Source organism: Cryobacterium sp. AP27 (assembly GCF_056680495.1).
In genome coordinates, this window is the sequence record NZ_CM155285.1 from 1,239,223 (window position 1) to 1,265,403 (window position 26,181).

At 67.1% G+C, this 26,181-nt stretch carries 24 protein-coding genes and 1 tRNA gene; 21 read left to right on the forward strand and 4 right to left on the reverse strand.

Annotated elements, in window-relative coordinates:
• Positions 1-118: 118 nt before the first annotated feature.
• Positions 119-700 (reverse strand): helix-turn-helix domain-containing protein, encoded by a 582-nt coding sequence (locus AC1MB9_RS05835; RefSeq protein WP_479964092.1) that lies wholly within the window; start codon positions 698-700, stop codon positions 119-121.
• Positions 701-770: 70 nt separating this feature from the next.
• Here AC1MB9_RS05835 and AC1MB9_RS05840 point away from each other — a divergent pair, with 70 nt between their 5' ends.
• The 19 genes from AC1MB9_RS05840 to pyk all read left to right on the forward strand — a co-directional run bounded on the left by AC1MB9_RS05840 (position 771) and on the right by pyk (position 21,735).
• Entirely contained in the window at positions 771-1,469 is a 699-nt protein-coding gene (locus tag AC1MB9_RS05840) for an SAM-dependent methyltransferase (RefSeq protein WP_479964093.1), read from the forward strand.
• 55 nt (positions 1,470-1,524) lie between these two features.
• The gene (locus AC1MB9_RS05845; protein WP_479964094.1) at positions 1,525-1,674 is read left to right on the forward strand and encodes a hypothetical protein; all 150 of its coding nucleotides are present in this window, start codon (positions 1,525-1,527) and stop codon (positions 1,672-1,674) included.
• A 444-nt stretch (positions 1,675-2,118) separates the two neighbouring features.
• Positions 2,119-3,075 (forward strand): ABC transporter ATP-binding protein, encoded by a 957-nt coding sequence (locus AC1MB9_RS05850; RefSeq protein WP_479964095.1) that lies wholly within the window; start codon positions 2,119-2,121, stop codon positions 3,073-3,075.
• The gene (locus AC1MB9_RS05855) at positions 3,072-4,682 is read left to right on the forward strand and encodes an ABC transporter permease (RefSeq protein WP_479964096.1); all 1,611 of its coding nucleotides are present in this window, start codon (positions 3,072-3,074) and stop codon (positions 4,680-4,682) included. Before AC1MB9_RS05850 ends, AC1MB9_RS05855 begins: the two co-directional genes overlap by 4 nt.
• 35 nt (positions 4,683-4,717) lie before the next feature.
• Positions 4,718-5,389: a ribulose-phosphate 3-epimerase gene (rpe, locus tag AC1MB9_RS05860; RefSeq protein ID WP_479964097.1), complete on the forward strand. Its 672-nt coding sequence runs from the start codon at positions 4,718-4,720 to the stop codon at positions 5,387-5,389.
• 9 nt (positions 5,390-5,398) lie between these two features.
• The gene (locus AC1MB9_RS05865) at positions 5,399-5,662 is read left to right on the forward strand and encodes a phosphoribosyl-ATP diphosphatase (RefSeq protein ID WP_134171662.1); all 264 of its coding nucleotides are present in this window, start codon (positions 5,399-5,401) and stop codon (positions 5,660-5,662) included.
• Positions 5,663-5,729: 67 nt separating this feature from the next.
• On the forward strand, positions 5,730-6,569 hold the full coding sequence (gene hisG, locus AC1MB9_RS05870) for an ATP phosphoribosyltransferase (protein ID WP_479964098.1): 840 nt from the start codon (positions 5,730-5,732) through the stop codon (positions 6,567-6,569).
• A gap of 15 nt (positions 6,570-6,584) precedes the next feature.
• Positions 6,585-7,346, forward strand: a complete 762-nt coding sequence (hisF, locus tag AC1MB9_RS05875) for an imidazole glycerol phosphate synthase subunit HisF (protein WP_479964099.1) — start codon at positions 6,585-6,587, stop codon at positions 7,344-7,346.
• Positions 7,346-7,705, forward strand: a complete 360-nt coding sequence (gene hisI, locus AC1MB9_RS05880; RefSeq protein WP_479964100.1) for a phosphoribosyl-AMP cyclohydrolase — start codon at positions 7,346-7,348, stop codon at positions 7,703-7,705. The genes hisF and hisI overlap by 1 nt, the downstream gene beginning before the upstream one ends.
• Positions 7,702-9,225 carry an anthranilate synthase component I gene (locus tag AC1MB9_RS05885; protein ID WP_479964101.1) on the forward strand — a complete coding sequence of 508 codons (1,524 nt, stop codon included), beginning with the start codon at positions 7,702-7,704 and terminating at the stop codon, positions 9,223-9,225. The genes hisI and AC1MB9_RS05885 overlap by 4 nt, the downstream gene beginning before the upstream one ends.
• A 3-nt stretch (positions 9,226-9,228) precedes the next feature.
• The gene (locus tag AC1MB9_RS05890) at positions 9,229-9,855 is read left to right on the forward strand and encodes a Trp biosynthesis-associated membrane protein (RefSeq protein WP_479964102.1); all 627 of its coding nucleotides are present in this window, start codon (positions 9,229-9,231) and stop codon (positions 9,853-9,855) included.
• Between the two features lie 56 nt (positions 9,856-9,911).
• Complete coding sequence (locus AC1MB9_RS05895) at positions 9,912-10,142, forward strand: DUF6704 family protein (RefSeq protein ID WP_479964103.1); 231 nt, start codon at positions 9,912-9,914, stop codon at positions 10,140-10,142.
• Between the two features lie 4 nt (positions 10,143-10,146).
• On the forward strand, positions 10,147-10,917 hold the full coding sequence (gene trpC / locus AC1MB9_RS05900) for an indole-3-glycerol phosphate synthase TrpC (RefSeq protein WP_479964104.1): 771 nt from the start codon (positions 10,147-10,149) through the stop codon (positions 10,915-10,917).
• A 3-nt stretch (positions 10,918-10,920) separates the two neighbouring features.
• Entirely contained in the window at positions 10,921-12,162 is a 1,242-nt protein-coding gene (trpB, locus tag AC1MB9_RS05905) for a tryptophan synthase subunit beta (RefSeq protein ID WP_479964105.1), read from the forward strand.
• A complete protein-coding gene (gene trpA / locus AC1MB9_RS05910; protein WP_479964106.1) occupies positions 12,159-12,995 on the forward strand; it encodes a tryptophan synthase subunit alpha in 837 nt (278 codons plus the stop codon). Before trpB ends, trpA begins: the two co-directional genes overlap by 4 nt.
• An 81-nt stretch (positions 12,996-13,076) precedes the next feature.
• The gene (lgt, locus tag AC1MB9_RS05915; RefSeq protein WP_479964107.1) at positions 13,077-14,045 is read left to right on the forward strand and encodes a prolipoprotein diacylglyceryl transferase; all 969 of its coding nucleotides are present in this window, start codon (positions 13,077-13,079) and stop codon (positions 14,043-14,045) included.
• Positions 14,046-14,188: 143 nt separating this feature from the next.
• The gene (gene gltB, locus AC1MB9_RS05920) at positions 14,189-18,766 is read left to right on the forward strand and encodes a glutamate synthase large subunit (protein WP_479964108.1); all 4,578 of its coding nucleotides are present in this window, start codon (positions 14,189-14,191) and stop codon (positions 18,764-18,766) included.
• Positions 18,759-20,216, forward strand: a complete 1,458-nt coding sequence (locus AC1MB9_RS05925; protein ID WP_479964109.1) for a glutamate synthase subunit beta — start codon at positions 18,759-18,761, stop codon at positions 20,214-20,216. The genes gltB and AC1MB9_RS05925 overlap by 8 nt, the downstream gene beginning before the upstream one ends.
• A gap of 73 nt (positions 20,217-20,289) precedes the next feature.
• A complete protein-coding gene (pyk, locus tag AC1MB9_RS05930) occupies positions 20,290-21,735 on the forward strand; it encodes a pyruvate kinase (RefSeq protein ID WP_479964110.1) in 1,446 nt (481 codons plus the stop codon).
• Positions 21,736-21,806: 71 nt separating this feature from the next.
• Here pyk and AC1MB9_RS05935 read toward each other — a convergent pair whose 3' ends face one another.
• Entirely contained in the window at positions 21,807-23,912 is a 2,106-nt protein-coding gene (locus AC1MB9_RS05935; RefSeq protein WP_479964111.1) for a YhgE/Pip family protein, read from the reverse strand.
• Positions 23,909-24,526, reverse strand: a complete 618-nt coding sequence (locus tag AC1MB9_RS05940) for a hypothetical protein (protein WP_479964112.1) — start codon at positions 24,524-24,526, stop codon at positions 23,909-23,911. Before AC1MB9_RS05940 ends, AC1MB9_RS05935 begins: the two co-directional genes overlap by 4 nt.
• 146 nt (positions 24,527-24,672) lie before the next feature.
• Between AC1MB9_RS05940 and AC1MB9_RS05945 the strand changes: the two genes are divergently transcribed.
• Entirely contained in the window at positions 24,673-25,251 is a 579-nt protein-coding gene (locus AC1MB9_RS05945; RefSeq protein ID WP_479964113.1) for a TetR/AcrR family transcriptional regulator, read from the forward strand.
• Positions 25,252-25,372: 121 nt separating this feature from the next.
• Here AC1MB9_RS05945 and AC1MB9_RS05950 read toward each other — a convergent pair.
• Positions 25,373-25,458 (reverse strand) — tRNA-Leu (locus tag AC1MB9_RS05950).
• A 38-nt stretch (positions 25,459-25,496) separates the two neighbouring features.
• Here AC1MB9_RS05950 and AC1MB9_RS05955 point away from each other — a divergent pair.
• On the forward strand, positions 25,497-26,102 hold the full coding sequence (locus AC1MB9_RS05955) for an ANTAR domain-containing response regulator (protein WP_479964114.1): 606 nt from the start codon (positions 25,497-25,499) through the stop codon (positions 26,100-26,102).
• Positions 26,103-26,181 lie beyond the last annotated feature (79 nt).

The following is a 26,181-nucleotide window of genomic DNA, read 5'->3' on the forward strand; positions in this document are numbered from 1 at the left end:
CCACCACCCACCGACAATCCTGACGAAACCTCACCCACCCCTGAACAACTCGCGGCCACACACAACGGGGGAGGGACCAGCAGGCGGAAAGCGCCCTGATGCCGGCGGCGTTCGGCGGCTACTCGGCCTCTGCCGGGCGGGCACGCAAGTGGATGCGCTTGCCTTCCTTGCTGAAAATCGTCAGGAGTTCCACGGGCCCGCTCCCGGACGCCATCAACGAGTGGGGAGTGCGGGTGTCGAACTCCGCGGCCTCGCCGGGCCCGAGCACCACGTCGTGCTCACCGAGCACGAGTCGCAGTCGCCCGTCGAGGACGTAGAGCCACTCGTACCCGTCGTGGACTTTCAGCGCGGGCGCGGAAAACGTGCCGGCAGGGGTGGGTGGAAGGGTGATCTTGTAGGTCTGCACGGGCGAGGAATCCGGCGACAGAGAGACGTAGGTCACCTCACCGGCCTGCCTCGTGATCCGGGAAACGCGGGGATCCGGCACGGAGCGGGGAACGAGATCGTCGAGCTCCAGTCGCAGAGCGCGGGCGAGTGGCACCACCAGTTCGAGGTTCGGTGCTCGTTTGCCCGACTCAAGCCGAGAAATGGTGCTCGCGGAAATGTCGGTGGCGGCGGACAGCTCGCCCAATGTCATGCCCCGCTTCTGTCGCCAGCTCTTCAGGCGGGACCCGATGAGATCGAGCGAGCTGTCTGCCATGTCCGGCGCCCTTCTTGCCAATTCGGCATCAAAACTTGCTCCAATCCTAGGCCGGGTTCAGGGTGTAAACATGAACCCGGAATCCACGAGCCCAGGCCCCACCGGGGCGCACGGCCACGACATCGATTCGTCCGAAGACCCCACCGCGTTTTGGGAGCGCCGCTACGTCGAGCGCGGTGGCGACGGCGGGCAGATGTGGAGCGGTCATGCCAATGCCGCCCTTGAAGATGAGGCCACCGGACTTCGGCCCGGAACCGCGCTCGACCTCGGCAGCGGGGAGGGCGGCGACGCCCTGTGGCTGGCACGCAGCGGCTGGCAGGTCACGGCCGTGGACATCTCCACGACCGCTCTGGCCCGCGGAGAGACCCGCGCGGATGCCCTCGGGCTCGGTGACCGCATCCGCTGGGTCCAGGCCGATCTCGCGACCTGGCAGCCCGGAACGACCTTCGACCTCGTGTCGGCCGTGTTCCTGCAGTCACCGGTCGCGTTGCCGCGGGACGAGATTCTGCGCCGGGCGGCGTGCGCGGTCGCACCGGGCGGGCATCTGCTCGTGGTGGGGCACGCCGCGTTCCCGCCGTGGTCCGGGCACAGCGCCCACGCCGAGCCACTTCCGACTCCCGACGACGTTCTCGCGGACCTTGAGCTTGAGGCGGGCCACTGGACCGTCGTCACGAAGGGGCTCGTCGATCGCGAGGCGGTCGGCCCTGACGGCACAACGGTCACCCTGACCGACGCCGTGCTGCGCGTGCACCGTACCGACCTCGCTTAGGAGGCACGTCCCCCCACCGATGCGACGACTCCCTGGCGCCTGATACCGTGGGCCCATGTTCAACGCGATCGGGATACTCATCTACATTCTCATGTTCGTGTTGTTTGCGTTCGCCCTCTTCTGGATCATCAGACTCGGTGTCCGCTTCGGTCTGCGAGACCACGCCAAATGGATCCATTCCGCGACGGCGCCCACGCCGGAGTAACGCGGGCGCACGCTGAAGCGCTCGCGACATGACCGACCCCGGTGGTGACGGGCTCGTCTTGCGACCGGGCACTGCGGTGGATGCGGCGGCGTGCCTTTGCCCCTGAGTCGGGCACCGGTCAGCTGAATCGTCACGGTTAGAAGACGATTCCAGTCACTGGAAGGACGTTCCTTTCGGTGCCGGACGCGGGTCGGAGAACGAATCATCGCGCCGGGGACCTCTTCTCACTCTCCCAGGTCCGCATTCTGGTCGGGCCGCCCCTCGCACCGTGCGGCCCGGCGTTTAGTATCTGGAGTATGAATTCAACCTGTTCCTCGCCCAGGACCCGGTCGTTCCAGCGGCGTTTCTGCTGGTCAACGGCCAGACCGTGATCCTGGTGCGCGACCAGGTAGCCACCGTATACACCGGGGGCGTGTTTTCGTCCCCGGCGAAGGAGTCGCTGTCATGACGGACAACCACCCGGTGATCCGCACCGAAGGACTCACCAAGGTCTTCGGCAACGTCCGGGCCCTCGACGGCCTTGACCTCACCGTGCGCCGCGGCGAGGTGCACGGCTTCCTCGGTCCCAACGGCTCCGGCAAGTCCACGACGATCCGGGTTCTGCTCGGGCTGATGAAGGCCACCTCGGGCCACGCCGAACTGTTCGGCGGCGATCCCTGGCACGACGCGCCCCGCCTGCACCGCCGACTGGCCTACGTCGCCGGTGACGTCGCCCTCTGGCCGGCGCTGACCGGGGGTCAATGCCTCGACGTCCTGGGCGCCACCCAGGGCGGGGTCGACAAGCGGCGACGAGCGGACCTCGTCGAACGTTTCGACCTCGACCCCACCAAGCGCGTTCGCGACTACTCCAAAGGCAACCGGCAGAAGGTGGCCCTGATTGCCGCGCTGGCCGCTGATGCGGACCTGTTGGTGCTCGACGAGCCGACCTCGGGACTCGACCCGCTCATGGAACAGGCCTTCCAGCAGTGCGTCCGCGACCGGCGCGCGGACGGCGTGACCGTGCTGCTGTCCAGTCACATCATGGGTGAGGTGGAAGCGCTGGCCGACCGGGTGAGCATCATCCGTGGGGGCCGCACGGTCATCAGTGGCACCCTGGCCGACCTGCGCCGGCACACCCGGAGCGCCGTCCACGCCGTCACCGCGCGCAAGCCCGAGGGACTGGCCGACGCCGACGGGGTCGCCGACCACCACCACGAGCGGCTCGACGGACACGTGGACTCCCGATTCACCATCGACCCCGACCACCTCGATGCTGCCATCGGGCGGCTCCACACTGCGGGCATCCACACGCTCACGGTCACGCCACCCAGTCTTGACGCGCTGTTCCTGCGAAACTACGGACAGACCCGGGACCCGGACGAAGCGGCCGCAAACGAGCATCCCGCGGAGACCTCCCCATGACTCCTCGACGTCATGAAGCCTCGGATCGCCCGAACGGTCTGGGCATCATGCTGCGCATCGTCGGTCGCATTCAGCGGCGCAGCGCTCTGATCTGGGCATTCGTGCTGGGCGCGACCATGATCGGCATCGCCGCCAGCATCGCCGCGCTTTACGACACTCCCGCCAAAATCCATACCTACGCCGAGGCCGTCACCTCGGGGAATGCCCTCGTCGCCATAAATGGCAAGGTGGAGGGCATCGACTCGCTCGGCGGTGTGATCCAGGACGAGTTCGGGTTCATGGCCGCCTTCCTGCTGCCGCTGCTGGGCATCAGCCTGGTGGCGCGGGCGACGCGCCGCGAGGAGGAGTCCGGCCGGCTGGAGCTGCTCCTCGGCGGCCGCATCGCCCGCCACGAACCCACGTTGGCCGCACTCCTCGTGGCCACCGCTACGATCGCCGCCACCGGGGTGCTGTTCGCCGTCGGGTTGGTCGCCTCCGGCGTACCGCTCGCCGGGTCGGTCCTTTACGCGCTCTCACTCTGCGCACTGGCCTTCGTCTTCGCCGGGCTCGCGGCGATGCTGGCGCAGCTCACCCTGCACGCCCGGGCGGTTTACACCTGGAGTCTCATCGTGCTCGGGGCATCGTACGTCCTGCGAGGCATCGGTGACGTGACGGAGACCTGGGTGACCTGGCTCTCGCCGCTCGGCTGGGCTGAGAAGACCGCGCCGTTCGGGGACCAACGGTGGTGGGCGCTGGCCATCCCGCTCACGGTCGGCATCGCCCTGGGGGGTGCGGCGCTGCGGCTGGCCGCCCGGCGCGACCTGGGGAGCGCGCTTATCCGCGGCGGCGCCGGCCCCGAGCGCGCCGCCCGACAGCTGTGCAGCCCGATCGGACTTGCGGCATGGATTCACCGGCCCGCCGCCCTCGGTTGGCTATCCGGGGGCGCCCTGCTGGCCGGGATGATGGGAGCCCTCTCCCAGCAGCTCCTCGATGCGGTGGCCGGCAACCCGGCGCTTGCCGCGGCCATGGGCATCGCCAACGGTCGGCCTCTGGACGGGTTCGTCGCGGTCACCCAGCTCTACCTGGCCATCGTCGCGGCCGGGTACGTCGTCCAAGCCATCGGTACGCTGCGGGCCGAGGAAACCGACGGTCGGCTGGAGACTCGGCTTTCCGGCACGTTGTCCCGGGCCCGCTGGCTTGCCTCGCACACACTGGTGGTGTTGGGCGGGCTTGTCACGATCGTGCTCGGCTCGTCGCTGGTTCTGGGCTTCGCGACCGCGCTGTCGGTCGGCGACATGGCAGAGTTCGGCCCCACTCTGACGTCCGGCCTGGCCTACCTTCCGGCCGAGTTGGTGCTCGCGGGACTTGCGCTGGCGGTCTACGGTCTCCGTCCTCGGCTGTTCGCGATCGCCTGGGCCGGCTATGCCGTGATGACGTTCATCGCGTTCCTCGGTCCCGGCCTGAAATTTAACCAGTGGGTGCTCGACATCTCGCCGACCAGTCATGTGGGCAACCCCCCGGTCGGCGCGATCCAGATCGGCGCACTCACGATGATGACCGCCATCGCCGTGGCACTCATGGCGATCGGCTTCGCAGCCTTCCGCCGACGCGGGGTCCCCCAGGGTTAGACTCCCCGCGGCATCCGTTCGTCTAGGCTTTCGGCATGCCCATACGCATCAACCCGAGCATCCTGGCCGCCGATTTCGCCAATTTCGAACGTGAGCTCGGGCGCATTCGCACCGCGGACCTCGTGCACGTCGACATCATGGACAACCATTTCGTGCCCAATCTCACGTTCGGGCTCGCTATGGTCGACCGCTTGCAGCAGGTCTCTCCGCTGCCCCTCGACGTGCACCTCATGATCGACGACCCCGACAAATGGGCCCCAGGCTACGCCGAGGTCGGCGCCTACTCAGTCACCTTTCACGCCGAAGCGGCAACGGACGCCGTGGCCCTGGCCCGCCGGCTGCGCCAGATCGGCGCGCGCGCGGGCCTGGCCCTGAAGCCCGGCACCCCGGTGGAGCAGTACCTCGAGCTGCTGCCGGAATTCGACCAAGTGCTCGTGATGACCGTCGAGCCGGGGTTTGGCGGCCAAAGCTTCATGGAGTCGACGATGCCCAAGCTCGAGCTTCTCTCCGCGGCCGTGAAATCAAGTGGACTCGATGTCTGGTTGCAGGTCGACGGCGGCATCACAGAGCAGACCATCGGGATCGCCGCCGAAGCCGGCGCCGACACGTTCGTGGCCGGTTCGAGTGTGTTCGGCGCCGACGATCCGGCGGCACGGATCGCCCTGCTGCGCGCCACCGCGGCCCGCCACCGCCACGGGCACGAGTAACCTAGACAGGTGAAGACTTTTGATGACCTTTTTGCTGAGCTGAGCGACAAGGCCCTGAACCGCCCGGAAGGGTCCGGTACCGTTCGCGAACTGGACGCCGGAGTGCACGCCATCGGCAAGAAAATTGTCGAAGAGGCCGCCGAGGTATGGATGGCCGCGGAGTTCCAGAGCGATGAAGAGACGGCGGCCGAGATTTCTCAGTTGCTGTACCACCTTCAGGTTCTGCTGATCGCGAAGGGCTTGTCGCCCGCCGACGTGTACCGACATCTCTGATCCGAGAACTGCGACGCGGCAACCGCGCCACTCAGAACCCGAATCCACATCACCAGAGAGTGTCCCCATGCTAAGAATTGCCGTGCCCAACAAGGGCTCGTTGTCCGAAACCGCCGCCCAAATGCTGTCAGAGGCCGGGTACCGGGGCCGCCGCGACCCGCGCGACCTCGTCGCCGCCGACCCCCGCAACGACGTGGAGTTCTTCTACCTGCGTCCACGCGACATCGCCACCTACGTGGGCTCCGGTGCCCTCGACGTGGGAATCACCGGCCGTGACCTGCTGCTCGACTCAGGGTCGACGGCGCCGGAGATCGCCAGTCTCGACTTCGGCGACTCCACGTTCCGCTTCGCCGGACCGGCCGGACGCTTCCGCGAACTGTCCGACCTCACCGGCCTGCGCGTGGCCACGAGCTACCCCGTCCTCGTGGAGAAGTTCCTCGCCGGCTACGACGTGAAGGTCACCCTCGTTCCCCTCGACGGTGCCGTCGAATCGGCCGTGCAGTTGGGCGTCGCGGATGCCGTCGCCGACGTCGTGTCCACCGGCACGACTCTGCGCAAGGCCGGCCTCGAAATCTTCGGCCCGGTCATTTTGGAGTCGACGGCGGTGCTCATCAGCTCCGAAAACGACAAGCCGGGCATCGCCACGCTGCTGCGGCGACTGCAGGGCGTGCTCGTCGCCCGACAGTACGTGCTGCTGGACTATGACATCCCGTCCGCACTGCTCGACGACGCCTGCGACATCGCCACCGGCATCGAGTCCCCGACGGTCTCGTCCTTGCACGACCCGGAGTGGGTTGCCGTTCGCGTGATGATTGCGCGCCTCGACATGAACAACGTGATGGACTCGCTCTACGCCATCGGCGCCCGGGCGATCCTCGTCACCACCATCCACAACGCCCGTCTCTAACCCGGGGAGCCCGACATGAGCCTCTCGGTCCGAGTCATTCCCTGCCTCGACGTGGCCAACGGGCGCGTCGTGAAGGGAGTCAACTTCAAGAACCTTCGCGACGCCGGCGATCCCGTCGAACTCGCCCGGATGTACTACGAGCAGGGCGCCGACGAACTCACGTTCCTCGACGTCACCGCCACCGTCGATAACCGCGCCACGACCTACGATGTCGTCCGGGCAACCGCCGAGCAGGTCTTCATCCCGCTCACGGTGGGCGGAGGCATTCGAAGCGTCGAAGACGTCTCTCGGCTGCAGGCCAGCGGGGCAGACAAGGTCGGTCTCAACAGCGCCGCGATCGCCCGGCCGGCGCTGATCACCGAGATCGCCGATCGGTTCGGCGCGCAGGTCATCGTGCTCTCCCTCGACGTGAAGCGCAGCGACCGCACCGAGTCCGGCTTCATCGTCACCACGCACGGCGGGCGCACGGAGACCGACATCGATGCCGTCGTGTGGGCGACGCAGGCCATCGAGCTGGGAGCGGGCGAGCTTCTCGTCAACTCCATCGACGCCGACGGCACGAAGGCCGGATTCGACACCGAACTGATCGCCCTGATGCGGGGCATCAGCCGTGTGCCCGTGATCGCGTCCGGCGGCGCCGGGCGGGTCGAAGATTTTCCACCCGCCATCAGGGCGGGCGCCGACGCTGTTCTCGCGGCATCCGTTTTTCACGGCGAGATTCTTACGATTGGTGACGTCAAGCGAGAGCTGGCGGATGCCGGAATGCAGGTGCGCTGATGACGAACGACACTCGGCTCGACGCGGCGGTCTTCAACTCCGACGGGCTGCTCCCGGCCGTGATCCAACAATGGGACACCGGCGAGGTGCTGATGCTCGGGTGGATGGACCGCGAGGCACTGCGGCGCACGACCACCGAGGGACGTGTGACGTTCTGGTCACGCAGCCGCCAGGAGTACTGGCGCAAGGGTGACACCTCCGGCCACGCGCAGTACGTGCGCTCTGCCGCGCTGGACTGCGACGACGACACCCTCCTGGTTCAGGTCGATCAGGTCGGAGTGGCCTGCCACACCGGAACGCGCACCTGCTTCGACGGTCGAGAACTGGACGTCGTCACCATGGAACGGCCCGCAGAATGAGCGCCGGAACCACCACGAGCGAGCAGTTCGCCGCTCTTCTCGGTGAACACCGCGTCATCCCGGTGATGCGCGAACTCTTCGCCGACGGCGAAACGCCGATGGGCATCTACCGCAAGCTGGCCGGCCAGAAGCCCGGCAGCTTTCTGCTCGAATCCGCCGAGCAGGGCGGCATCTGGTCGCGCTTCTCGTTCGTCGGGGTGTCCTCCTTCGGCGTGCTCACCCAGGACGGCGACGAGACCCGGTGGATCGATTACGGCATCTCCGCGGAACGTGCGCTCGGCGACGCCGTCACCCTGGGGCCGCTCGCCGCCCTCAACTACCTCTTCGAACGCTGGCAGACGCCGCGGCTCGTCGAGCACCCTCCGCTGACCGGCGGCCTCGTCGGCTTCATCGGATGGGAGGCCATCCGTCAGATCGAAAGACTCCCGCACCAGCCGCCGGCCGACTACGACGTGCCCGGCCAGTCCTTCAGCTTCGTCGCGGATCTGGTGGCGCTCGACCACAAGTACGGCACGGTGCAGCTCATCGCCAACGTGCTCAACGACGGCACCGACACGCCGGACGAACTCTGGGCCGCCGCCCAGTCCCGGCTCGACTCCCTGCAGGCGCGCCTCGCCGTTCCGAGCGAAACGTGGCTGGCCGAGGTCGACCTCACGACCCCGGCGTACCCCAGCAACCGCACGGAGCGGGACGATTTTCTTGCCTCCGTCGCGAAGGCGAAGGAACACATCGTGGCGGGGGACGTCTTCCAGGTCGTCATCTCACAACGATTCGACCTTGAGTGCACCGCGCACCCGATCGATGTGTACCGGGTGCTCCGCAGTCTCAACCCGAGCCCGTACATGTACCTGCTGAGCCTGGAATCACCCTCCGGCGAGCCCTATTGGATTGTGGGGTCGTCGCCGGAGGCCCTCGTCAAGGTGCAGAAAGGCCGCGTCTTCACCCACCCGATCGCCGGATCCAAGCCGCGTGGAAGCACGCCGGAGGCCGACGCCGACTTCGCCGATGAACTCGCCGACGACGCGAAGGAGGGTGCCGAACACCTGATGCTCGTCGACCTCGCCCGCAACGACCTCCTCAAGGTCTGTGCGGCCGGGTCCGTCGAAGTCACCGAGTTCAAACGCATCGAGCGGTTCAGCCACATCATGCATCTCGTCTCCTCGGTCGAGGGAAACCTGCTCCCCGACAAAACGGCCATCGATGTCTTCCGGGCCGCGTTCCCCGCCGGCACGCTGTCCGGCGCGCCGAAACCCCGGGCGCTCGAAATCATCGACTCGCTCGAACCGGCGCAGCGGGGTGTCTACGGGGGAGTCGTGGGCTACTTCGGTTTCGCCGGCGACGCCGACCTCGCCATCGCGATCCGCACGGCCACCATCAAGGACGGTGTCGCCCGGGTGCAGGCCGGCGGAGGATTGGTGCTGGACTCCGACCCCGAGTCGGAGTATCAGGAATCGCAGAACAAAGCGGCCGCGCCGCTGCGCGCGGTCGCGGTCGCCAACGCGATGCGTCGGGTCGACTAGGTCATGGCCGCCATACTGTCCCGCACCTCGCCGCGGCGGTTGAAGCTCGTCTTCATCCTGCTCGTGCTGGTCGCTGGCATCCTCGCCCTCCTCGCATGGACGCAGGTGTGGGTGTATGCCGTCGTTTCCGCCACCGATGCGGATGCGCTCACCCTCGCCGTGGACGGGGCGGATGCCGCACCGGCAGTCACGGCGCTGGCCCTTGCCGGATTCGCCCTCGGAGGGGCACTGACCATCGCCGGCCGCGGCATTCGCGTTGTTCTCGGCGCGCTTGAAATACTGCTGGCGGTGTCGGTCTTTCTCTCCGCCTACCTGGTGCTGGACAATCCCGCCCTCGCGAGCGCGCCTGCCGTCACCCAGGCCACGGGAATCGCCGGAACCGAGTCCATCCTCGCCGCGGTTTCGTCCGCCTCCGTGTCCCCGTGGCCCGCCGTGGCCCTGGCGGCATCCGTGCTCATGCTCGTGACCGGCGTCGGCATCATCGCCACCGCGTCGCGATGGCCCGGACCGACCACGCGCTACCAGGCCACCCGCCTCGTGCCGGCTGACGGCACCCCGGCCGCGCGCGCCGAGCCGGACGCCGTCGTCGACTGGGACGACCTCAGCCGCGGCGAGGACCCCACCGCGTAGACCGGTCCGCCCGCCCGCTACAATATAAACGTTCGTCAACGCACAAAAGGAGATTCATGAGCATCGACGCGTCAGACCCGGGTCACGGCCACTCGCCGGCCGCCTGGACGGCAGTCATCATCATGCTGCTGGCCTTCACGATCGGCACCACTGCCTTTTTCTTCGTGATCCCGTGGCTCGTATGGGCCTCCTTCGGCCTCTTGATCGTCGGCGCCATCGTCGGCTGGGTCATGGGCAAGGCCGGCTACGGCGTGGGTGACGTGACCGCAGCACCGCACGGTCACTAGCCGAGTGCTCTCCGAGCTACTGGCCGGCGCAATCGCCGACGCCGAAGAACGCCGCGTCCACCGTCCCTTCGCCGACGTCGAAAGCGCGGCACACGACCGCCCCGCCGCCCTCGACGCCCTGGCGGCGCTTTCGCCCGCCGATCACGTCAAAATCATCGCCGAGATCAAGCGCGCCAGCCCTTCCCGCGGGGAACTCGCCGACATCGTCGACCCTGCAGCACTCGCGGCCTCGTACGAGGCCGGGGGAGCGAGCGCCATCAGCGTCCTCACCGAAGGGCGCCGCTTCCGCGGAACGCTCGCCGACCTCGAACAGGTACGGGCAGCGGCGACGATCCCCGTGCTCCGCAAGGACTTCATCGGAACGCCCTACCAGGTGCTCGAAGCACGTGCAGCCGGCGCCGACCTCGTTCTGCTCATTGTTGCCGCGCTGGATCAGGCCACCCTGTTGTTCCTGCACGACCTGATTCGGGACCTGGGCATGACCGCGCTCGTTGAAACCCACAGCGGCGACGAGGTGAACCGCGCGCTCGACATCGGCGCCAGCCTGGTGGGCGTCAACGCACGCAACCTGTCCACGTTCACCCTCGACCAGGACCTGTTCGGTTCCCTGGCTGACCGGATTCCGTCCGGTGTGGTGCGCGTCGCCGAGTCCGCCGTCAAGACGGCCGCCGATGTCGCCCACTACCGCTCCGCCGGGGCCGACGTGGTGCTCGTCGGCGAAGCGCTCGTCACGAGCGACCCCATCCGCACCCTCTCCGAATTTTTGGCGGTATAAGACATGCCCGTGGATTCCCAGCCCGCAAGCGACCAGCCCCTGAGCGAACACGCCGGCCCGTACTTCGGTGACTTCGGGGGACGCTTCGTCCCGGAGTCCCTCGTGGCCGCCCTGGACGAACTCACGGAGGAGTACGACCTCGCGAAGAAGGACCCGGAGTTCGCGGCCGAGCTCATGGAGCTCCACCGCAGCTACACCGGTCGGCCGTCGATCATCACCGAGGTTCCCCGCTTCGCCGAGCACGCCGGCGGCGCACGCATCATCCTCAAACGAGAAGACCTGAACCACACCGGGTCGCACAAGATCAACAACGCCCTCGGCCAGGCGCTGCTCACCAAGCGCATCGGCAAGACCCGCGTCATCGCCGAGACCGGTGCGGGCCAGCACGGCGTCGCCACGGCGACGGTCGCCGCGCTCTTCGGGCTCGAATGCGTCGTCTACATGGGTGAGGTGGACACAGAGCGTCAGGCGTTGAACGTTGCCCGCATGCGCCTGCTGGGCGCCGAGGTGATTCCGGTGAAGACCGGGTCCCGCACGCTCAAAGACGCGATCAACGACGCCATGCGTGACTGGGTGACCAACGTTGAGACCACCAACTACATCTTCGGAACCGTCGCCGGACCGCACCCGTTCCCCACCATGGTGCGTGACTTCCAGAAGATCATCGGCGACGAGGCCCGCCAGCAGGTTCTCGACCTCACGGGCAAGCTTCCGGACGCCGTCACCGCGTGCGTCGGCGGCGGTTCGAACGCGATGGGCATCTTTCACGCGTTCCTCGACGACCCGGATGTCGCCCTCTACGGGTACGAGGCCGCCGGCGACGGCGCCGAAACACCCCGTCACGCCGCGACCCTGACCAAGGGTCGTCCCGGAGTGCTCCACGGAGCCCGCAGCTTCCTGCTGCAGGACGAAGACGGCCAGACGATCGAGTCGTACTCGATCTCGGCCGGCCTGGACTATCCCGGTGTCGGGCCGGAGCACGCGTGGCTCTCCAGCATCGGCCGGGCCGACTACCTGCCCGTCACAGACGCCGCGGCGATGTCTGCCCTGCGCCTGCTCAGCCAGACCGAGGGAATCATCCCCGCCATCGAATCGGCGCATGCCCTCGCCGGAACCCTGGAACTGGGGCGGAAGCTCGGCCCGGACGCGACGATCCTGGTGAACCTGAGCGGCCGCGGTGACAAGGACATGGCCACCGCCGCCCGGTATTTTGAGCTCGTCGACGAAGGTGCAGAACAGTCATGAGCAACACCCCCAATCACGCGGCGACCGGTGACACCGTTGTCAGCTCTGTGGAGACGACGATCGCGCTGCGGCGTGAAGCCGGAAGCGGCGCCCTCATCGGCTACCTTCCGGTCGGCTTCCCGACCCTGACCGAGAGCATCGACGCGGCGGTGGCCCTGGCCGCCAACGGCGTCGACATCATCGAGCTCGGACTGCCGTATTCCGACCCGGTCATGGACGGCCCGGTCATCCAGGTCGCCACCCAGAAGGCTTTGGCCGGCGGGTTCCGCCTGCGCCACGGCTTCGAGGCCGTCGCGGCCATCACCGCTCAGGTGAGCGCCCCGGTACTCGTCATGACCTACTGGAACCCGGTCGTGCAGTACGGCGTCGACCGGTTCGCCGACGACCTGCTCGCTGCGGGCGGCGCGGGCCTCATCACGCCCGACCTGATTCCCGACGAGGCCGGCGATTGGATGGCCGCGAGCGAACGAACCGGCCTCGACCGGGTCTTCCTCGCGGCGCCGTCCTCCTCGGACGCGCGCCTCGACCAGGCCATCGCGGCAAGCCGCGGATTCGTGTACGCGGTATCCACCATGGGCACCACCGGCGCGCGTGCCGGAGTGGACTCGGCCGCTCGAATCCTGATCGAGCGCCTGCGCGCCGCCGGATCCACAAGCGCCTGCGTCGGCCTGGGAATCTCCACGCCGGAACAGGTACGCGAAATCCTCGGCTACGCCGACGGCGCCATCGTGGGATCCGCTCTCGTGAAAGCCCTCGCCGACGGCGGCGTTCCGGCCGTGGCCGCGCTCGCCCTCGCCCTCTCCGAGGGCACACGCGACATCCGCACGCTCTAGAATAAATTCGACTGATCGACCGCGGTACGCACCGTCTCTGCGGTTTCGAGCGTCCCGCAATCTCCGGAAGGTAACACTGATTTGTCTCTGCCCCTGAGCATCCCGAGTCCCGGCCCCGAATGGAGTTCCTTCAGCGTGGGTCCGCTCACCATCCACGCGTACGCCCTCTGCATCCTGGCCGGAATCATCCTGGCCACGATGATCACGTCGCGTCGCCTGAGCAAACGAGGCGCCGAGCCGGGAGTCGTTCTCGACATCATTCTCTGGGCCGTTCCGCTCGGCATCGTCGGCGCACGCGTCTACCACGTGCTCACGCACCCCGGTGACTACTTCTATGACGGCGCGGATCTCTGGGACACGGTGAAGATCTGGGAGGGCGGCAACGCCATCTTCGGCTCCCTGATCGGAGGCGCCATCGGCGCCTACATCGGGTGCCGTCAGACCGGGGTTCGCTTCTGGTCCTTCGCGGATGCCGTGGCTCCGGCCATGCTCATCGCACAGGCTACCGGGCGCCTCGGCAACTGGTTCAACCACGAGCTCTTCGGCGTCCCCACCACTCTTCCCTGGGGACTGGAAATTGAATCCACCAACGCGGCGTACCCGGTGGGCCTTCCCCCGGAGACGCTGTTCCACCCCACATTCCTGTACGAGATGATCTGGAACGTCGTCGGGGTCATCGTCATCCTGATGCTGGAACGACGCATCAACCTGCGATGGGGCAAGGCCATCGCCGTCTACCTCATCTGGTACGGCGTCGGACGCAGCTTCTTCGAGAGCATCCGCATCGACCCGAGTGAGATCTACCTGGGCATTCGCACCAACGTATGGGCGGCCTTCGGCGCCATCCTGCTGGGCATCATCATCTTCCTGGTGCAACGTCGGGGGCACCCGGGGCTCGAGCCGAGCGCCTGCGTTCCCGGCCGCGAGTGGATCGCTCCCGATCCTGATGTAGAATCACAAGACACTGATTCGGACCTCGAGGACGACGGCGCTGATGCCGAAGGGTCCGATGCACACCACGCTCCCACCGCCACAAGCACCCGCGGGTAGCGCCTCTTCACCCACGTAACTCCGGCCAGGCCAACCCCTGCACCCGGTCCACCTGCGCGTAGCGCCCCGGGTTGCCGTGTTTCTTCTTTTCCAGCGGGCCAGCGTCGTCCCTCCCTGCCAGTCATTTCGTGAGGACGGTCTCCATGACGCAGAACTCTCTCTACTCCAAATTCAGCACGGTGCCGGCCAAACAGGGTCTCTACGACCCTGCGGCCGAGCGTGACGCCTGTGGTCTGGCGATGGTCGCCACCCTTCGGGGAACGCCGGGACACGACATCATCGCGCTGGCCCTGGATGCCCTCCGCAACCTCGAGCATCGTGGCGCCGTGGGCTCCGACGCCGGCACCGGCGACGGCGCCGGAATCGTCACGCAGGTACCCGACGCCTTCCTCCGCGAGGTCACGGACTTCGAGCTGCCGCCCATGGGGCGCTACGCCGTGGGCAACGTGTTCCTGCCGACCGACCCGACTGCCCGCACGAGCATCAAACGCGCCCTCAACCGCAAGGCCGAGGAGGAAAACCTCGACGTGCTCGGCTGGCGCGAGGTGCCGGTGCGCCCCGACGAGCTCGGCAACCTGGCGCGCGCTGCCATGCCCGCGATCCAGCAGTTGTTCGTGCAGAGCCGCCTCACGGACGATGACGGCGACACCGTCGGCGGCATCGCGCTCGACCGCCAGGCGCTCCGTTTGCGCAAGCGTGCCGAGCGCGAGCTGGAGCTGTACTTCCCCTCCCTGTCCTGCCGCACCCTGGTCTACAAGGGCATGGTGACGTCGCTCCAGCTCGAACCGTTCTACCCCGACCTCTCCGACGATCGCTTCGCCTCAACCCTGGCGCTCGTGCACTCCCGTTACTCGACCAACACGTTCCCCTCCTGGCCGCTCGCGCAGCCGTTCCGGATGATTGCGCACAACGGCGAGATCAACACGGTGCAGGGCAACCGCAACTGGATGAGTGCGCGCCAATCACAGCTTGAATCGGTCGAACTCGGCGATCTCGCCCCGCTCCTTCCGATCGTCACGCCCGGAGGCAGCGACTCCGCGTCCTTCGACGAGGTGGTCGAGCTGCTGAGCCTGTCCGGTCGTTCCCTGCCGCACGCGGTCATGATGATGATGCCCGAAGCCTGGGAGAACCAGCCGGACCTCGACGCGCAACGCCGCGACTTCTACGAGTACCACTCGATGCTCATGGAGCCGTGGGACGGACCGGCCGCCATCGTCTTCACCGACGGAGGACTCGTCGGCGCCACGCTCGACCGCAACGGGCTCCGCCCCGGCCGATACCTCATCACCGATGACGGGCTTGTCGTTCTGGCGAGCGAGATCGGTGTCCTCGACATCGACCCGAGCCGCGTGGTGCGCAAGGGGCGACTGCGTCCCGGCAAGATGTTCCTCGTGGACACGGTCGCCGGCCGGATCATCGAAGACGACGAGATCAAGGACGATCTGTCCGCAAGCAAACCCTGGGGCGACTGGCTCGATGCCGGACGCATCAACCTCAAGGACCTCCCGGAGCGCGAGCACATCGTGCACCCGCCGGCATCCGTGGTGCGTCGCCAGCGCACCTTCGGCTACACCGAAGAGGAAGTGCGCATCCTGCTCGCCCCGATGGCACGCACGGGCGCCGAACCCCTCGGCGCGATGGGATCCGACACCCCGATCGCGGTACTGAGCGATCGACCCCGCCTCATGTTCGATTACTTCGCGCAGCAGTTCGCGCAGGTCACGAACCCGCCGCTCGACTCCATCCGCGAAGAAGTGGTCACCTCGCTCAAGCTGGGACTCGGCCCGGAGCGCAACCTCCTGCTCGCCGGCCCGGAACACGCCCGCCAGGTTGTCCTCGATTTCCCCGTGATCAACAACGATGAGCTGGCCAAAATCCAGCACATCGACCCGGCCATCGGCAGTCGCACGACCACGACCATTCGCGGGCTCTACCGGTTTGAGGACGGCGCCGACGCGCTGTCCAGCCGCCTCGATGCGCTCTGCCTCGAGGTCGACGAGGCCATCGAAGACGGGGCGCTGTTCATCGTGCTCTCCGACCGTGACTCGAACAAGGACCTCGCGCCGATCCCGTCGCTGCTGATGATCGCGGCGGTGCACCACCACCTCATCCGCACCGAAAACCGTATGAAGGTCGGCCTGATCGTCGAGGCCGGCGATGTGCGCGAGGTGCACCATGTTGCCACCCTGATCGGCTACGGAGCCTCAGCGGTCAACCCCTACCTCGCCATGGAAACCTGCGAGGACCTGGTACGCAGCGGCATGATCACCAACGTCACGGCCGAAAAGGCCGTGAACAACGTGATCAAGGCGCTCGGCAAGGGCGTGCTCAAAATCATGTCCAAGATGGGCATCTCGACCGTGTCGTCGTATGCGGGCGCCCAGGCCTTCGAAGCCGTCGGACTCGGTCAGGAATTCGTCGACCAGTACTTCACCGGAACGACCACGAAGCTCGGCGGCATCGGCATCGACGTCATCGCGGCCGAGACGCTGCAACGCCACATGGTGGCGTATCCGATGGATGCCGCCGTCACCGCCCACGAGCGCCTGCTCACCGGCGGCGAATACCAGTGGCGCCGCGACGGCGCCCCTCACCTGTTCAACCCGGAGACGATCTTCCGCCTGCAGCACTCCACTCGCACGCGTCGTTACGACATCTTCCGCGAGTACACAAAACTCGTCGACGACCAGTCCGAAACGCTGATGACCCTCCGCGGCATGTTCGGCTTCAACATGGGTGCGCGCCGGGCGGTGCCGCTCGACGAGGTGGAATCCGTGGCGTCCATCGTCAAGCGCTTCTCCACCGGCGCGATGAGCTACGGGTCGATCTCCCAGGAGGCGCACGAGACGCTCGCCATCGCGATGAACAAGCTCGGAGGACGCTCCAACACCGGTGAGGGCGGCGAGGACCTCGAGCGACTGCTCGACCCCGAACGTCGCAGCTCCGTCAAACAGGTCGCCTCCGGACGCTTCGGGGTCACGAGCATGTACTTGACCCACGCGGACGACATCCAGATCAAGCTCGCACAGGGGGCCAAGCCCGGCGAGGGCGGCCAGCTGCCGCCGACGAAGGTGTACCCCTGGATTGCCCGCACGCGCAACGCGACCGCGGGCGTCGGGCTCATCTCCCCGCCGCCGCACCACGACATCTACTCGATCGAAGACCTCAAGCAGTTGATCTTCGACCTCAAACGCGCGAACCCCAAGGCCCGCATCCACACGAAGCTCGTCAGCCAGTCCGGCATCGGAGCGGTCGCGGCGGGTGTCGCGAAGGCGCTCTCCGACGTCATTCTGATCAGCGGCCACGATGGTGGAACGGGTGCGAGCCCGCTCAACTCCCTCAAGCATGCCGGGACGCCGTGGGAACTCGGCCTCGCCGAAACCCAGCAGACCCTGATGCTCAACGGGATGCGCGACCGCGTTGTCGTGCAGGTGGACGGCCAGCTGAAGACCGGCCGCGACGTCATCATCGGGGCCCTGCTCGGCGCCGAGGAATTCGGGTTCGCCACGGCGCCGCTCGTGGTGGAGGGCTGCATCATGATGCGGGTCTGCCACCTCGACACCTGCCCCGTTGGTGTCGCCACCCAAAACCCTGAGCTGCGCAAGCGGTTCACGGGCAAGGCGGAGTACGTCATCAACTTCTTCGAGTTCATCGCCCAAGAGGTACGCGAGTACCTCGCAGAACTGGGCTACCGCAGCCTCGACGAGGTGATCGGGCACCGCGAACTGCTCGACGTGAACCGGGCCATGAAACACTGGAAGGCCTCCGGACTGGACCTCTCGCCGATTCTGGTCGGCCCCGACTTCTCGGAGTCGGAACCGCGCCAGCACCGCCGTGGCCAGGAGCACGAGCTGGACCTGCATTTCGACAACGAACTGATCCGGCGCAGCGCGAGCGTGCTCGACCACGGCGGGCAGGTGAAAATCGACCTGCCGATCCGCAACACGGAACGTGCCGTGGGAACCATGCTCGGACACGAGGTCACGCTGCGCCACGGCCAGCACGGCCTGCCGAACGGTTCCATCGAGGTCACCCTCACCGGCTCCGCCGGCCAATCCTTCGGCGCGTTCCTGCCGAGCGGCATCACCCTGAAACTGGAGGGGGATTCCAACGACTATGTGGGCAAGGGACTCTCCGGCGGCCAGATCGTCGTGCTCCCCGACCGCAGCAGCACCTTCCCCGCCGAAGACAACGTCATCGCCGGAAACGTGATCGGGTATGGTGCCACACAGGGCAGCATGTTCATCCGGGGCATGGTCGGTGAACGATTCCTCGTGCGCAACTCCGGAGCGACCGCGGTTGTGGAGGGCGTGGGGGACCACGCGTTGGAATACATGACCGGCGGCCTCGCCGTCATCCTCGGGAGCACCGGGCGTAACCTCGGCGCCGGCATGTCCGGCGGTACCGCATACGTGTACGGGCTCGACGCGCAACTCGTCAACTACAACGCCCTCGAATCCGGAGAGCTCACGCTCTCGGCACTGGGAAGCGCCGACCAGGAGATCGTGCGTGACCTGCTCGAGCAGCACCGTGACCAGACGGGTTCCACCCTGGCGGCGCGCATGCTGACGAACCTGGAAGAAACCATGAGCACATTCGTCAAGGTACTGCCGCGTGACTACGCGGCCGTGCTGGCGACCAGGCAGTCCGCCGTCGATGAGGGACTCGATCCCGACGGTGACGTTGTCTGGAACCGAATTTTGGAGGTAACCAATGGCTGATCCGAAGGGATTCCTCAAGACAACCGAACGCGAGTTGCCGGTCCGTCGGCCGGTCTCGGTTCGTCTGATGGACTGGAAAGAGGTCTACGAGCAGGGCGACTCCGCCGTGCTCAAGCGTCAGGCCGGGCGGTGCATGGATTGTGGTGTGCCGTTCTGCAACCAGGGCTGCCCGCTGGGCAACCTGATCCCGGAATGGAACGACCTGGTGTGGCGCGACGAGGGCCGACAAGCCATCGAACGTCTGCACGCGACCAACAATTTTCCGGAGTTCACCGGGCGTCTGTGCCCTGCTCCGTGCGAGTCGTCGTGTGTGCTGAGTATCAACCAGCCGGCCGTCACGATCAAACAGGTCGAGGTGTCGATCATCGACCAGGCCTTCGCCAAGGGCTGGGTGCAGCCGCAGCCTCCCGGGCGCCTGACCGGTAAGACCGTGGCCGTTGTCGGCTCCGGCCCGGCGGGCCTCGCCGCCGCTCAGCAGCTCACCCGCGCCGGCCACACGGTTGCCGTGTTCGAGCGGGATGACCGCATCGGCGGCCTGCTGCGCTACGGGATTCCCGACTTCAAGATGGAGAAGAAGCACCTGGAGCTCCGGCTCGCCCAGATGACCGCCGAGGGCACGCGGTTCCGTGCCGGAGTCAACATCGGCGTCGACATCACCTGGGACGACCTGCGTGCCCGCTACGACGCCGTTGTGGTGGCCACGGGCGCGATGGTGCCGCGGGATCTGCCGGTCCCCGGGCGTGACCTGCCCGGTGTGCACTTCGCGATGGAATACCTCGTGCAGCAGAACAAGGTGGGTGCCGGCGGAACGATCGCCGACCAGATCACCGCCGAGGGCAAGCACGTTGTCATTCTGGGCGGTGGCGACACCGGGGCGGACTGCATCGGAACGGCACACCGTCAGCTCGCCGCATCCGTCACAAACCTCGCGATCGGAAAGCAGCCGGGGACGGCACGCCCCGAGCACCAGCCGTGGCCGATGGCTCCGACCCTCTTCGAGGTGTCCAGCGCCCACGAGGAGGGCGGAACTCGCGAATACCTCGCGTCGACCGTCGAATTCCTCTCCAACGATGTCGGTGAGGTACGCGCGATCCGAATTGCCGAGACCGAGTACATGGACGGACGCCGCGTGCCGAAGGCGGGCACGGAACGCGAAATTCCCGCCGATCTCGTGCTTCTCGCCCTCGGCTTCACCGGCCCGGAGGCGAACGATCTCGAGCACCAGTTGACGCTTCCGTTCACTGACCGGGGTAATGTCGAACGCGGCACTGATTACCAGACCAGTCACGAAGGCGTTTTCGTCGCCGGAGATGCCGGTCGCGGACAGTCCCTCATCGTATGGGCCATCGCCGAGGGCCGCGCGGCCGCCGCCGCAGTTGACACCTTCCTGGAAGGGGAAACGCACCTCCCGGCACCGGTCAAACCCACCGACGGCGCCTTCGCCCTCTAACTTTCCTCCCTACCCGTTCGTCAGAACAGAGTCACAATGCGCCGCAAGGCGCGGAAACCGGAGATCCTCCAGCATGAGACGCGCCAAAATTGTCGCCACACTCGGGCCGGCAGCTGCCAGCTACGAGCAGATCAGGGCGCTCATCGACGCGGGCGTTGACGTCTGTCGCATGAACCTCAGCCACGGCACCTACCAGGTGCACGAGGGCGTGTACGCCAACGTCCGCAAGGCCGCCAACGACTCCGGCCGCGCCGTGGCTGTCATGGTCGACCTGCAGGGCCCGAAGATTCGCCTCGGCAAGTTCGAGGGCGGCCCGTACGACCTCGCGGTCGGCGACATCTTCAAGATCACGACCGAAGACGTTCTCGGCACCAAGGAACTGTCGGGAACCACGTTCAAGGGCCTGCCCAACGACGTGAAGCCCGGCGACTTCCTGCTGATCGACGATGGCAAGGTCAAGGTTGAGGTCGTCGAAACGGATGGCGTCGTCGTCACGACCAAGGTCATCGTCGCCGGTCCCGTGTCCCACAACAAGGGCATCAACCTGCCCGGTGTCGCGGTCAACGTGCCCGCGCTGTCCGACAAGGACGAGGCCGACCTGCGGTGGGGACTCCGCCTCGGCACCGACCTGATCGCGCTGTCCTTCGTGCGCAACGCCGACGACATCACCCGCGTACACGAGATCATGGCGGAAGAGGGACGTCGCGTTCCGGTCATCGCCAAGATCGAGAAGCCGCAGGCGGTCGAACACCTCGAGGGCATCGTTGACGCGTTCGACGCGATCATGGTCGCCCGTGGAGACCTGGGTGTGGAGCTTCCGCTCGAGGCCGTTCCGATCGTGCAGAAGCGCGCCGTCGAGATCGCTCGACGCATGGCGAAGCCGGTCATCGTCGCGACGCAGATGCTCGAGTCGATGATCCAGAGCCCTGTTCCGACCCGCGCCGAGACCTCCGACGTCGCCAACGCCGTGCTCGACGGCGCCGACGCCGTGATGCTCAGTGGTGAAACAAGCGTGGGGGAGTACCCCGTCGTCACGGTGCAGACCATGGCCCGCATTGTCGAATCCACCGAAACTCACGGTCTCGAACGCATCGGCAAGCTCACGAACCGTCCGCGTACCCAGGGCGGGGCGATCACCCTCGCCGCGATCGAGGTCGCGGAATTCGTCGAGGCGAAGTACCTGTGCATCTTCACCCAGTCGGGCGACTCGGCACGGCGCATGTCGCGCCTGCGGTCGAACATCCCGATGCTCGCCTTCACGCCCGAGGCCGGCATCCGTCGTCGTCTTGCGTTGACCTGGGGCGTGCAGACGTACATGGTCGACCCGGTGACGCACACCGACGCCATGTTCGGTCAGGTTGACGACATTCTTCTGGGCGAGGGCCTCGCGGAGGTCGGCGACAAGGTCGTCGTCATCTCCGGTTCCCCTCCCGGAATCGTGGGATCCACGAACGACATTCGCGTGTACCGCGTGGGCGACGCTCACAACGAGGTTGCACCCGCCTACGTCAAGCAGTAGTTCTGCATACAGGAATGCCCCGCCCCGCGTCGAGTCGACGTGGGGCGGGGCTTTCGTCGCTTCCGGCGTCGCTATCCGATCAGGCTCGGACGCAGATCGCGCAGGGTACGGAAATGCGTCATGCGGGTCACCCCGATGAGCGTCAGGACAAGCGCGCCCACCAGCCAGAGCACAAGCACACCCGCATCCGCCCAGGCGGTCGCGGGGATTCCGCCGTACATCAGTTGGCGGATGCCGTCGACGGCGTAACTCATCGGCACAATGTGGTGCAGCCAGTCGAGGGGGAACGGCAGGGTCTGCCACGGGAACGTGCCGCCGGCCGTCACGAGTTGCACGACCATCAGCACGAGCCCGATGAATTGTCCGACGCTGCCGAGCCAGACGTTGAGGGCGAGGATGATGGCCGCGAAGGTGAGGGCGGCGAGGCCCATCATCGCGTAGGTGCCCACCGGATTATGCACCGTGAAACCGAGAGCGCCGGCGACGATGGCGAACAGGGCGGCCATCTGCACCATGCCGAACAGTCCGGGGGTCAGCCAGCCGGCGAGGGTGATCTTGATGGGGGCGTGCAGTGCGGTGATGGCCCGGCGGGACACGGGCTTGACGATGAGGAACAGTGCGTAGATGCCGATCCACCCGGCCAGACTGATGAAGAACGGGGCGAGACCCGCCCCATAGGTGCCGGCACTGGTCACCGCGGCCGTATTGAGGTCGACGGGGTCGGCGATCGTGGTGCCCTGCAGGGCACGGCTCTCCGCATCCGAGGCGGGGATCTCGTCGACGCCGCTCTGCAGCCCGTCCCGCAACGTGGCCGCTCCGGTTTCGAGCTGGGTCAGTCCCGTGCGCAGGTCCTCCGCTCCCGTGTTCAGGGCAGAGGCCCCTCCCTCGAGCGTCACGCCTCCCTCGGCCGCGCCGGCCGTGCCGGCGTGCAGGTCGGTCGCGCCGGTGGCGAGGCTGTGGGCGCCGGCCGCGGTCTGGGTCGCGCCTTCGGCTGCCGAGGCCGCGCCGTCCCTGGTCTGGGCGGCTACGTCCGCGAGCGTCGCCGCGCCGGTGGCGCTGGCGCGAGCTCCGACGGCCACCCGGTCGCCCGCATCCACGAGACCATCGATCCGGGTGCCCGCGGACTGCAGGATGGTGCCGGCCGTGTCGATTCGTGCCGTCGGAGCGTCGAGGGTCGCCAGGACCGAGCCGATTTGCGCCGGGGTGAGCCCGGCCGACGTCAGCTGATCGGAGATGCTGCGTCGTGCGGCGTCGAGCGCGGAGGCCGCTCCCGCGGTGCTGTCGCCGGCACCGGAAGTCGCGTCGGCGAGTTCCGACTGCGCGGCCGCCAGCGCCTCCGCTCCGTCCGCGACCTGTCCCGTTCCTGTTGCGAGCCGGCCGGCGCCCTCGCTCACGGAGGCGGTGGCATCGGCGACCTGCCCGGTGCCCTGTGCCACCCGCGTGGCACCGGAATCGACCTGACCGGCACCGTCGGCGAGCGTTCCGGTGGCCTCATCGAGGGTGCCGAGGCCCGCAGACAGCTCCCGCGCGCCGCTGGCGAGCTGTCCCGTTCCCGCGACGAGGGCATCAGCGCCGGCGCCAGCGGATGCGGCGCCTTCGGTCACCTCCCCGGCTCCGTCGGTGGCCGTGACCAGGCTGGAGCGGACATCGGAGAGGCCGACGAGGAAGCCGTCAGCGGCCTCCTTGTTGACCTTGGTCACGATGGCGGCGCGAATGGACTTGGCGGCCTGGGTGCCGATCGTGGACGCGAGATACCCCGTGGTGTCGTTCGTGGCGAGGGTGATGGTCGCCCGGTGCGGGGAGTCGCCCGAGGCGGAGACGATCGCCGTCGAGAAGTCGGCGGGGATCGTGACGCTGAAGTCATAGACCGAGTCTGTGACCCCGGAGTGCGCCTCTGCCGCGGAGACGCGGTGCCAGTCGAAGTCCGCATGGGCGACGAGCTGCGTGGCCACCTCGTCGCCGTAGTTCTCTGCCGTGCCCTTCATATCCGCCCCCGTGTCGGCGACGACGAGCGCGACCGGAACCCGGTCGAGTCCGGCGTAGGGATCCTGGTTGGCCCAGAGGTAGAGGCCCCCGTACAACACGGGCACGAGGAGAAGCGCGATCAGGGCGATCCGGGACATGGCCGTGGACGTGAGACGGGCCAGTTCGGCGCGCACCATGGCGAAGATATTCATCGGGGCAGTCCCTCAAGGTCGAACGTGTGGGCGGTGATGGCATGGGCGGACGCATCTCCGGCGATGGCGAGCACGGCATAGCCGCGTTCCGCGAGGCCCTGGGCGATGGCCCACCAGCCTCGCGGGTTCCCGCCATGTCGATCGGGGGAGCACAGCACGAGGCCGTCAACTCCCTCACGAAGCACGGCCAGTTCCGTCAACAGGCGGATGCGCGCATCGGGTCCGAGGTTGGCCATGGCGGACTTCTCGTCGCCGCGGAGCCCCAGGCGCGTGAGCACCTGCAGCACGCTGCGGCGCGTCCCGACACGGCCGGCGAACATCAGCTCTTCGGCAACGACCTGCGCCACCGTGACGTCGTCGGCCGGTTCGCACACCCCCGGCGCGTCGATGAGGGCGATGCGGCGACGCAGCGCGGAATAGTCCGTCGCCCCGTCGATCGTGACCAGTCCCGCGTCGGCGCGCATGCGTCCGCTCGCGATCAGGCCGAGCACCGTGGGTCGGCGCTCCGTTTCCGCGCGAGTCAGGGTTGCGGTTCCGCTGGAGAATTCGACGGAGGTCGGCGGCAGCGAGGAATCGTTGGGTCCCTTGCTGACGGCGCTGAGCGTGACGTGCATCGGTGTGCCCTCGACTGGTTCGTGTTCGGTGGGTGCGCGGACTAGGGCCTGTCCGGAAGTGGACACGTGCGTCGCTGCAGGGCGTTCCATAAACTATACTGACTGGTCAGTACAAGAGCAACAGAAGCACCGAGGGATGGACACCAATGGCACGCGAAACCGGATCCAAACGAGCGATTCTCGACGCGGCTCTCGATCTTGCCGCCGAGCAGGGAATCAGCGGAACGTCCATGGATGACGTGGCGCAGCGCGCCGGAGTGGCCAAGGGAACGCTCTACTACAACTTCGCCTCGAAGGACAAGATCTTCGAGGGTCTGCTGCTGGAGGGCATGTCGGCGCTCACCGAGGCGCTCAGGGCCGCGCGATCGGGGAAGGTCGGCTGGGCGGCCATTCAGGCCCTCGTGGAGACCCTCCTGGAACGAATCGCCGGCAACACCGCCCTCGCCAGGGTGATTGCGGGGGAGATTTTTCGGACGGACCGCACCTGGCAGGAATCGTCCTTTGAGTTTCGGCATGCCGCGCTGGCGGAATTCGCGTGCGCGATCGACGAGGCTCTCCCGCCCGATGCCCGACCCGGCCGTTCCGGCCTCATGGCCAGCGGCGTTTTCGGCGCAACACTGCTCGTGGGGCTCGAATGGCTGGTTTTCGATCCCGAATGCCCCAGGGAGGAGGTCGTGCAGGCCGTTCTCGCCACATTCTCGGGCCAGCTCACCGGCACGGTGTAGTCGATCCGCGCAGAGAATTTGGGCCGACAGTCGAGCTTGAGGCCCGTCCCGACGAGACGGCGGGAGTGGATACCGAAACGCGAAAACCCCTGCCTGAGCAGGGGTTTTCCCGTTGTTTCCTTGGTACCGGTGGTGGGACTCGAACCCACACGTCCTTTCGAACAAAGCATTTTGAGTGCTCCGCGTCTGCCATTCCGCCACACCGGCTCACATCTACTCGTCAAGAATACCGTAGGCTTTTGGGCGTGACCGACCAAGCCAGCACCCCCGCCCCTCCCCGCCGCGTCGTCGTCGCGGAGGATGAGTCCCTTATTCGCCTCGATATCGTCGAAATTCTCCGTGACAACGGCTTCGAAGTCGTCGGTGAAGCCGGGGACGGTGAGACTGCGGTGGCGCTTGCTCGAGAACTTCGCCCAGACCTCGTCATCATGGACGTGAAGATGCCACAGCTCGACGGCATCAGCGCCGCAGAGCGACTGTCCAAAGAGCACATTGCTCCCGTCGTCCTCCTGACGGCGTTCAGCCAGAAGGAGCTCGTCGAGCGGGCCACCGAGGCCGGAGCGCTCGCCTACGTCGTCAAGCCCTTCACTCCCAACGACCTGCTGCCCGCGATCGAGATCGCCCTCTCGCGCTACAGCCAGATCATCACGCTGGAGGCCGAGGTCGCCGACCTGGTCGAGCGCTTCGAGACCCGCAAGCTCGTCGACCGGGCCAAGGGCCTGCTCAACGAGAAGATGGGCCTGACCGAACCGGAAGCGTTCCGCTGGATCCAGAAGGCGTCCATGGACCGCCGTCTCACCATGCACGACGTCTCGCAGGCGATCATCGAGCAGCTCAGCGCCAAGAAGTAGCGCCAACACGCATCGCCGCGAACGGAGCCGGCGGGCAGCCCCTGGGCCTGCCCGCCGGCTCCGTTTTTTTGCGACGCGG

Bases quoted from the DNA above. Each gene is read 5' to 3' on its own strand.
- AC1MB9_RS05935 (WP_479964111.1), bottom strand. From the start codon at position 23,912: ATGAATATCTTCGCCATGGTGCGCGCCGAACTGGCCCGTCTCACGTCC.
- AC1MB9_RS05940 (WP_479964112.1), bottom strand. From the start codon at position 24,526: ATGCACGTCACGCTCAGCGCCGTCAGCAAGGGACCCAACGATTCCTCG.
- AC1MB9_RS05840 (WP_479964093.1), top strand. From the start codon at position 771: ATGAACCCGGAATCCACGAGCCCAGGCCCCACCGGGGCGCACGGCCAC.
- hisF (WP_479964099.1), top strand. From the start codon at position 6,585: ATGAGCCTCTCGGTCCGAGTCATTCCCTGCCTCGACGTGGCCAACGGG.
- gltB (WP_479964108.1), top strand. From the start codon at position 14,189: ATGACGCAGAACTCTCTCTACTCCAAATTCAGCACGGTGCCGGCCAAA.
- AC1MB9_RS05845 (WP_479964094.1), top strand. From the start codon at position 1,525: ATGTTCAACGCGATCGGGATACTCATCTACATTCTCATGTTCGTGTTG.
- rpe (WP_479964097.1), top strand. From the start codon at position 4,718: ATGCCCATACGCATCAACCCGAGCATCCTGGCCGCCGATTTCGCCAAT.
- AC1MB9_RS05835 (WP_479964092.1), bottom strand. From the start codon at position 700: ATGGCAGACAGCTCGCTCGATCTCATCGGGTCCCGCCTGAAGAGCTGG.
- hisI (WP_479964100.1), top strand. From the start codon at position 7,346: ATGACGAACGACACTCGGCTCGACGCGGCGGTCTTCAACTCCGACGGG.
- trpA (WP_479964106.1), top strand. From the start codon at position 12,159: ATGAGCAACACCCCCAATCACGCGGCGACCGGTGACACCGTTGTCAGC.
- AC1MB9_RS05855 (WP_479964096.1), top strand. From the start codon at position 3,072: ATGACTCCTCGACGTCATGAAGCCTCGGATCGCCCGAACGGTCTGGGC.
- AC1MB9_RS05895 (WP_479964103.1), top strand. From the start codon at position 9,912: ATGAGCATCGACGCGTCAGACCCGGGTCACGGCCACTCGCCGGCCGCC.
- trpB (WP_479964105.1), top strand. From the start codon at position 10,921: ATGCCCGTGGATTCCCAGCCCGCAAGCGACCAGCCCCTGAGCGAACAC.
- AC1MB9_RS05945 (WP_479964113.1), top strand. From the start codon at position 24,673: ATGGCACGCGAAACCGGATCCAAACGAGCGATTCTCGACGCGGCTCTC.
- AC1MB9_RS05885 (WP_479964101.1), top strand. From the start codon at position 7,702: ATGAGCGCCGGAACCACCACGAGCGAGCAGTTCGCCGCTCTTCTCGGT.
- pyk (WP_479964110.1), top strand. From the start codon at position 20,290: ATGAGACGCGCCAAAATTGTCGCCACACTCGGGCCGGCAGCTGCCAGC.
- AC1MB9_RS05850 (WP_479964095.1), top strand. From the start codon at position 2,119: ATGACGGACAACCACCCGGTGATCCGCACCGAAGGACTCACCAAGGTC.
- hisG (WP_479964098.1), top strand. From the start codon at position 5,730: ATGCTAAGAATTGCCGTGCCCAACAAGGGCTCGTTGTCCGAAACCGCC.
- AC1MB9_RS05890 (WP_479964102.1), top strand. From the start codon at position 9,229: ATGGCCGCCATACTGTCCCGCACCTCGCCGCGGCGGTTGAAGCTCGTC.
- AC1MB9_RS05925 (WP_479964109.1), top strand. From the start codon at position 18,759: ATGGCTGATCCGAAGGGATTCCTCAAGACAACCGAACGCGAGTTGCCG.